General features: G+C 67.2%; 7 protein-coding genes and 1 pseudogene. 6 read left to right on the top strand and 2 right to left on the bottom strand.

The window, feature by feature from the left end:
• From C8D87_RS34535 to C8D87_RS34520, 3 genes and pseudogenes are all read left to right on the top strand, one after another.
• A pseudogene (locus C8D87_RS34535) lies at positions 1–205 on the top strand (aldo/keto reductase); the annotation flags it as partial.
• Positions 206–222: 17 nt separating this feature from the next.
• The gene (locus tag C8D87_RS34530) at positions 223–885 is read left to right on the top strand and encodes a polymorphic toxin-type HINT domain-containing protein (protein WP_109634004.1); all 663 of its coding nucleotides are present in this window, start codon (positions 223–225) and stop codon (positions 883–885) included.
• Between the two features lie 601 nt (positions 886–1,486).
• The gene (locus C8D87_RS34520) at positions 1,487–2,464 is read left to right on the top strand and encodes an aldo/keto reductase (protein WP_112229917.1); all 978 of its coding nucleotides are present in this window, start codon (positions 1,487–1,489) and stop codon (positions 2,462–2,464) included.
• 1 nt (position 2,465) lies between these two features.
• Here the strand turns inward: C8D87_RS34520 and C8D87_RS34515 are convergent, their stop codons facing one another.
• Positions 2,466–2,969, bottom strand: a complete 504-nt coding sequence (locus tag C8D87_RS34515; protein WP_109633997.1) for a PadR family transcriptional regulator — start codon at positions 2,967–2,969, stop codon at positions 2,466–2,468.
• Positions 2,970–3,046: 77 nt separating this feature from the next.
• Here C8D87_RS34515 and rlmN point away from each other — a divergent pair, with 77 nt between their 5' ends.
• Entirely contained in the window at positions 3,047–4,153 is a 1,107-nt protein-coding gene (rlmN, locus tag C8D87_RS34510; RefSeq protein WP_109633995.1) for a dual-specificity RNA methyltransferase RlmN, read from the top strand.
• A 44-nt stretch (positions 4,154–4,197) separates the two neighbouring features.
• Positions 4,198–4,845 carry a hypothetical protein gene (locus C8D87_RS34505; protein ID WP_109633992.1) on the top strand — a complete coding sequence of 216 codons (648 nt, stop codon included), beginning with the start codon at positions 4,198–4,200 and terminating at the stop codon, positions 4,843–4,845.
• A gap of 37 nt (positions 4,846–4,882) precedes the next feature.
• Here the strand turns inward: C8D87_RS34505 and C8D87_RS34500 are convergent, their stop codons facing one another.
• Positions 4,883–5,950, bottom strand: coding sequence for a ricin-type beta-trefoil lectin domain protein (locus C8D87_RS34500; protein ID WP_233439319.1), 1,068 nt, complete (start codon positions 5,948–5,950; stop codon positions 4,883–4,885).
• A 263-nt stretch (positions 5,951–6,213) separates the two neighbouring features.
• Here C8D87_RS34500 and C8D87_RS34495 point away from each other — a divergent pair, with 263 nt between their 5' ends.
• On the top strand, positions 6,214–7,788 hold the full coding sequence (locus tag C8D87_RS34495; protein ID WP_267899905.1) for a serine/threonine-protein kinase: 1,575 nt from the start codon (positions 6,214–6,216) through the stop codon (positions 7,786–7,788).

Genomic DNA, 7,788 nt, shown 5'->3' with positions numbered 1-7,788 from the left:
TCGTTGCTGGCAGCTCGGCGCCGACTGGGGCGAGGTGGACGAGAGCGACGCGCTCGCGTTGCTGCACGCCGCGGCTGACACGGGTGTCGGCTTCTTCGACACCGCGGACGTGTACGGCGACGGTCGCAGTGAGACGCTCGTCGGACGGTTCCTCAAGGAGCGCAAGGACGACGGCGTGTTCGTCGCCACGAAGATGGGGCGGCGGGCGACAAGACCGACGTCGTGACGGCCACAGGTGGTCACCCCTTCTGGGTCAGCGACAAGGCTGCGTGGGTCGAAGCGAAGGACCTGGTGCCGGGTGACGACATACGCACTGCGGAAGATCGGTCGTCGAAGGTCACCGCCACCGCTCGTCGGACCGAGCACCTGACGGTGTACAACCTGACGGTTGACGGCCTGCACACCTACTATGTGCAGGCAGGTGACGCTTCGGTCCTGGTCCACAACTGCGGCCTGTCGAACAATGCCTCGCCAGAGAAGCAGCGACTCGAAATCGACGCCGCCCAGAAGCGAAATGTGACGCCGGCGGTTATGAGGGAAGGAACTGGGTACGGTGGACTTCGAGATGCCCTTGGTGGTGAGACGGACTTCAAGTGGGCTGTTGTGGCTGGCGAGGCAGGCAGCCACGAATTGCGGGTGATGCCGGCGTACGCGGGCGGCAGAAGTGCTGGCGACTGGCCCAGAATGGAAATGGCGCACACCGTTCTCGCCGGTTTCGAAGGCAAGGTACTCTCCGCTGGTTCAGGTAACCTGGATGATCTTTTCCAAATGGCATCGATCAACAACTGGAGTGGTCACTTCGAGCCTGGAGAGGAACTGATGGGGATAGCTGAGGCGGCTTTCGGTAGAGCCGGGATCGAGACCATTACGGTCCCGAGGGGGTGACGTGCTGTGAGAGTTCCAGAGCTTCCGAGTGTCGAACGGGTTATGTCCGCATCTCAGCCTGCTGAAGCGGCGGAGTTTCTTCGAACTGCGGGCGAGGTGGTGCCGTCCTTTTCGTGGTGGACCGCGCTGGTCTCATCATGTTCCTCGGGCTTCGCGGCCACGGAGCCTGGTGGTCGAGAAATGCTGGAATGGGGAGAGGTTCTTCTGCGGGCACTCGAGGCCGCACGGAGGAGTGGAGGGCTGCCTTGGGAGGAGACGCTCCACCGTGAGGTTGTCGCCAAGCTGGCCATGATTTCTGTCGGGATCGAGAGCGAGCTGGTTCGGACCGGCTTGGACGGAATTTGGGCGGACTACGTCCGTGGCGTGACTGAAGAAGGTGAAGTCCTGGATGACCTGCGGTTGGAGGTGTCGTCGATCCAAGCGGCCGGGCCCAGGTCGGTTTCGCCGGTCCGTGGTCTTCAGCTCCAGCGAATTCGGTTCGTGCTGAGAGAATTCGCCGGTTATCGCGAGCGCCTGTCTGAAGACTCGAGGGCGTCATTAGGCTTGTGGGAACGCTCTCTCGGACTGCGGTGAGACCTGAACCCGGACTAGGCTCTGGTTCGTGGAGAAGCGAATCGCAGGCAGGTTGAACCGCCAGGTAGGCGTCGTGGGGCTGGGTTGCTGGCAGCTCGGCGCCGACTGGGGCGAGGTGGACGAGAGCGACGCGCTCGCGTTGCTGCACGCCGCGGCTGACACGGGTGTCGGCTTCTTCGACACCGCGGACGTGTACGGCGACGGTCGCAGTGAGACGCTCGTCGGACGGTTCCTCAAGGAGCGCAAGGACGACGGCGTGTTCGTCGCCACGAAGATGGGGCGGCGGCTGCCGGCGCAGACCACGGAGGGGTACAACCGGGAGAACTTCCTCGCGTGGAACGACCGGAGCCGCCGCAATCTGGGTGTCGACACGTTGGATCTCGTGCAGCTGCACTGCCCGCCCACTGCGGTGTACAGCCGTGACGAGGTGTACGACACCTTGGACGAGATGGTTGAGCAGCAACGGATCGCTGCTTATGGCGTGTCGGTGGAGAAGGTCGAGGAGGCGCTGGAGGCGATCAAGCGTCCGCACGTGGCCAGCGTGCAGATCATCCTGAACGCGTTCCGGCTCAAGCCTCTCGAGGACGTGCTGCCGGCTGCGGCGGAGGCCGGGGTCGCGATCATCGCGCGGGTGCCGCTCGCGTCCGGGTTGTTGTCCGGGAAGTACGACAAGGCAACGACTTTCGGTGCTGACGACCACCGCAACTACAACCGCAACGGCGAGGCGTTCGACGTCGGCGAGACCTTCTCCGGGGTCCCCTACGAGGTCGGCCTGGAAGCCGTCGAGCGGTTGCGGCCGTTGGTTCCCGAGGGTGCCACGATGGCGCAGTTCGCACTCAGGTGGATCATCGACCAGCCCGGTGTCACGGTGGTGATCCCCGGTGCTCGCAACGTGGAGCAGGCTCGGGCCAACTCAGGGGCCGCTGATCTGCAGCCGGTGGACGGGAAGGCCGTCGCGGCGGTGTACGACGAGCTGGTCCGGCCGCACGTGCACGACCGGTGGTAGGTCACTCCTCGGCGAGGATGGCGTAGAGCTTGCGCCGCAGCTCGTTGTAGAGCTCGACGGCTCGGGCCTTCTGCTCCGGCGTGCCCGCGTGGGAGATCTGCTCCATCGCGCTGCCGAGCAGCCGGATCGCCGAGCGCAGTTCGCCGTCGACCGGGTCGAGCTGGATGTTGATGTCGCGCCAGGGCGGGGCCGTGTGCTCCGTCCTGCCGTGGTCGGTGAGCGTGAACAACTTCTTGCCTCCTTCTTCCTCCGAGGAGATGAGGCCTTCGTCGGCGAGCATCTGCAGCGTCGGGTAGACCGAGCCGGGGCTCGGGCTCCACGCGCCGCCGGTGCGCCTGGCGATCTCCTGAATGATCTCGTAGCCGTGCATCGGCCGTTCTGCCAGCAAGGACAGAACCGCCGCGCGGACGTTGCCGCGCCGTTGGCGGCCGCCCCTGCCACCGCCCCCGAAGGGTCCGTGGCGATGCCTGTGGTGGTGGTTCCTGTGGTGTGGTTTCATCATCATGCCGTTAACGATATATCGGAATCTATCGCGATGCAACGGTCTTGTAGACGCTGGGTTCGTGGGACACTAGATGTGCTATGACCTCGCTTCCCCTTGTCTTCGACGCGCCCAAACGCGGCCTGCCGCCGCGTCACCTGGTCGACCTCACGCCCGCGCAGCGCGCGGAAGCCGTTGCGGCGCTTGGCGAGAAGCCGTTCCGCGCCAAGCAGCTGTCGAACCACTACTTCGGCCGCCTGACCGTCGACCCCGCCGAGATGACCGACATTCCGGCCGCCACGCGCGACAAGCTCGTGGCCGACCTGATGCCGCCGTTGTTCACGGTCGTGCGCAAGGTCACAACGGACGAGGGGACCACCGCCAAGACTCTGCTGCGGGCGCACGACGGCACGCTCATCGAGAGCGTCCTGATGCGCTACCCGGACCGCGCGACGCTGTGCATCTCGTCGCAGGCCGGCTGCGGCATGGCGTGCCCGTTCTGCGCGACCGGCCAGGGCGGCCTGCAGCGCAACCTGTCGACCGCGGAGATCGTGGACCAGGTGCGCCTGGGTGCGGCGGCCATGCGCGACGGCGAGCTGCCTGGCGGTCCCGGTCGCCTGTCGAACATCGTCTTCATGGGCATGGGCGAGCCGCTCGCGAACTACAAGCGCGTGATCGAGGCCGTGCACCGCATCACCGCGCCGGCGCCGGACGGGCTGGGGATCTCGCAGCGCACTGTCACGGTGTCGACGGTCGGGCTGGTGCCGGCGATTCGCAAGCTGACCGAGGAGAAGCTGCAGGTGCGGCTGGCGGTGTCGCTGCACACGCCGGACGACGAGCTGCGGAACACGCTGGTGCCGGTGAACACCCGGTGGGACGTCTCCGAGGTGCTGGAGGCGGCGCGGGGTTACGCGGACCAGACCGGGCGGCGGGTGTCGATCGAGTACGCGCTGATCCGGGACATCAACGACCAGGGCTGGCGTGCGGATCTGCTGGGCAAGAAGCTGCGCAAGCACCTGGGGCAGCTCGTGCACGTGAACCTGATCCCGTTGAACCCGACGCCGGGCAGCAAGTGGGACGCGTCGCCGAAGCCGGTGGAGCGGGAGTTCGTGCGGCGGGTGCGGGAGCAGGGTGTCGAGTGCACCGTGCGGGACACGCGTGGGCAGGAGATCGCGGCGGCCTGTGGTCAGCTCGCCGCCGAGGGCTGAAATCGGTCGCTGAAGCCGGCCGGCGACCTCTACCGTTCCCCGCGATGAAGCTGGAAGGGGAACGCTGGCGCACGCTCGTCAGCACCGTGCGGCTGGGCCGTGACGAGTACCGGGTGGTGCAGCCGGCCCGGCCGTTGTCGCACGCGCCGCTGTACGAGGGGTACCTGGGCGTCGAGGCGTGCGTGGACAAAGCATCCGCGCGCGGCATTGCCATGGCGTGGGAGTTCGCGATGCGTTCGCCGCGCACGTTGGTGTACTTGCCGTTGCGGCAGAGCGATTCCGCGTGCCGCTGGAGCGACGGGCCGGTGCTGGATCTGGTGCTGTTGCACCACAGCCTCGGGTTTCGGCTCTCGAAGTGGAAGCAGGTGCGCGCCAGGCTGCGGGGTGTGGGGCGGCCGCACACCGTGGTCTGCCGGGGGCTCCAGGAGGAGCCCGACTACGAGCGGCTGCGTCACCGGGACAACCGGGATCTGCTGCGGGGCGAGATCGTGGCCGACACCGTGTTCGTCGTGGGGAGCAGGCCCGCGTTCCAGGTCGGGGGACAGGCGTTGCGGGAGCTGGTCGAGGAGTGTCCCCGGCACATGCACGAGAGCCCTGGCACGCACTGCTGCGCTGAGATCACCGAAGATCGGTGGCACTGGAAGTGGCTGCACGTCGTGTACTGCGACGACCACCGGGTCACCGCTAGGTGAAAGGCCCCCGCTCGGACGCGAGCGAGGGCCGGTACGTCTAGAGCTGCCAGTTCTGGTTCGCACCGCCCGTGCACGTCCAGATCACCAGCCGGGTGCCGTCGGCCGACGAACCACCGGACGCGTCCAGGCACTTACCGGACTGGGGATTGCGCAACGTGGTCCCCACACGCGACCACACCTGGGCGCCGGTGCCGTTGCAAGTCCACAGTTGTACGACGGTTCCGTCAGCGGTGCCGGAGTTGTTGACGTCCATGCACTTTCCCAAGGCGCGCAACGTGTCCCCGGTGCGTGACCACTGCTGGGCGCCCGTGCCGTTGCAACCCCACAGCTGCACTGCCGTGCCGTCGGCGGTGCCGGAACCGTTGACATCAACGCACTTCCCGCCGATGCCCACGATGGCGCCAGAACCGGACGACACCAGGTACTGGCTGCGCGCGACGTTCCAGTGCGTTGCCAGGTAGGAAGCCGCGGGCGGGTTGGTGTGGAAGTAGTCGTCGCCGCCGCAGTCGAGCTGGTTCTCGGGTGCGCCGGGGCACACGTTCACCAGGCCGCCTGGCGGGTTCGGGATGCCGCCGTCGTTGTAACACATGATGTCCTGGTCGTCCCAGCAATGGCCGTGCAGAGTCGCGTGCGGTGCGGAACGTTGCACGGCGCCCAGGGTGTGCAGCAGTTCGTGGGCGCTGGCTTGCCACGTCCAGCAGCCGGTACCCATTGCGGCGTAAGAAGGTCCGGAGTTGTAGCCGTTGTCGGCGCCCGGGCGGTCGTCGCCCGGTGCGCCCCAGGCCAGGCCGCAGCCGGCGGAGTCGTGCCAGAACAGGTACTTGCGGTCGGTCCGGTTGTAGCCCCTCGAAGCGAGCTGGTCGGCGATGGCTGAGGGGGAGGACATGGCCGACTGCGGCACGACAACGTTGTCCACGGTTGCGCGGCACGCCGAGTTGGTCACGAAGCGGACGTGCCGCACGCCGCCACCCAGTCTGGAGGCGGCCTCGACGAAGGCGTTGTCGATCTGGTCGGCGAAGGTCTGGAACTGGGCCACGAGCTGCGGGTACCGGTCCGCCGACTGGTCGCCGCGCACGTAGACGGCCTGCACTCGTTTGCCGCTCACGCCGTCGCCGTCGCACACGACCGATTGGATCGACGCCTCGGCGGAAGGGCGCCGGAATTCGTCGGGCAGGTCGTCTACATGCGGGCTGAGCAGGGATAACGCTGCTAGCAAAACGCCAAGGGACATGACTGACCGCCTTGCTGGTGAAGAACAGGGAAGCGGTCTAGACCAATAAAAACCGTAGCGAAGCGGGCACGCGCTGTCAGCGGACAGAACCGGACAGAAAACCGGCCGATGCGACCGTCCGGCTACCATGCCGCGTCGTGGGGGAACCGACGAGGCTGGTCGCGGGCAGATACGCGACGATCAGGGAGCTCGGCCGGGGCGGCATGGGGGTCGTCTGGCTGGCGGAGGACCGGGTCATCGGACGCCAGGTCGCGCTCAAGGAGCTGCGGACCACCGAGACCGAGCGCGTGCTGCGCGAAGCTCGCACGGCAGGGCGTCTGAACAGCCCGAACGTCGTCGGCCTCTACGACGTCATCGTCGAGCACGGCGTCACGTACCTGGTGATGGAGCTCGTCGAGGCGCCGACGCTGTCCGAGGTCATGACGCGCAGGTCGCTCAGTGAGGACGAGGTCGCGGACATCGGCCTGCAGACGCTCAGTGCGCTGGAGGCGGCGCACGCGGCGGGCATCGTGCACCGGGACGTCAAGCCCAGCAACATCATGGTGCTGCCCGACGGGCGTGTGAAGCTTGCCGACTTCGGCATCGCCCGTGCGATGGACGACCCCGGTCTCACGGCGACGGGCGGCATCATGGGCTCGCCCGGTTACATGGCGCCGGAGCTGTTCGCCGGCAAGCCTCCCTCGCCCGCGAGCGACCTGTGGGCGTTGGGCGCCACCATGTTCCACGCGATCGAGGGCCGGGCACCGTTCCAGCGCGACACGACCGCGGCCACCATGCACGCGATCATGTACGAGGAGCCGGTGCTGCAACGCACCACTGGCCCGCTCGCCGCCGCGATCATGGCGTTGCTCACCCATGACGACATCCAGCGTCCCACCGCGGCCCAGCTGCGAGCACGGCTCAGTGACCGCACCAAGCAGGTGGCTGCTCCGCCGTCCGAGCAGACCGTCGTCATCGAACCCGTCACCACGTACGTCGCGCCTCAGGCCGTCACGCGTGAGGAGTGGGACGACGAGAAGCCCAAGTCCCGCAGGAAGATCGGCGTCTTCGCCGGTGTGGCGGCAGCCGTCGTGGTGATCGCTCTCGCCGCCGTCTTCCTGATCAAGCCGCAGACGCCGGGCATGGCAGCGGCGCAGCAGGGCGCGAGCAACGAGCAGCCGGCGTCGCAGACCAGCAGCACCGCCTCCAGTGCGCCGAGCAGCAGCAGTGCGGCGCCGAGCAGCAGCGCGGCCCCCAGCAGCAGTCAGGTTGCGAGCAGCCAGAAACCGACGCAGGCCACGCAACCGAACCAGCCGCAGGCCACCACTACGCAGCCGAAGCCCCCGAGGGAGACGCTCGCGTTCTCTCGCTACATCAGCGGCAGCGGCTGGCACTACAGCGGCACCTCGCGTCTTCCTGTGCCCGCAGGGTTCACCCAGGAGAAGCCCGGCTACCTCGGAAAGCTGCTCGCGAACCCGGAGGCGAACACGAAGCCCGTGTACTCCTGCAAGATCAACAACTCCGAAGACCGCATGACCTCCTCCGCGGCCAACTGCGAGGGTCAGACGATCTACGACAACGGCCTGCTCGGCTACGTCTTCACCGCGCCGCCAACGGACGTGCACACGGTGAAGCTGTACCGCTGCAACGCCGGTGGCCACCACTTCGACTCGCTGCACGAGGGCTGCGAGGGCTACAAAACGGAGTTCACGCAGGGGTGGGTGATCCCGTGA

It is taken from the genome of Lentzea atacamensis, from assembly GCF_003269295.1.
GTDB classification, from domain to species: domain Bacteria; phylum Actinomycetota; class Actinomycetes; order Mycobacteriales; family Pseudonocardiaceae; genus Lentzea; species Lentzea atacamensis.
The sequence above is the reverse complement of the archived record's forward strand: the minus strand, read 5'-3'. Positions and strand labels throughout refer to the sequence as shown.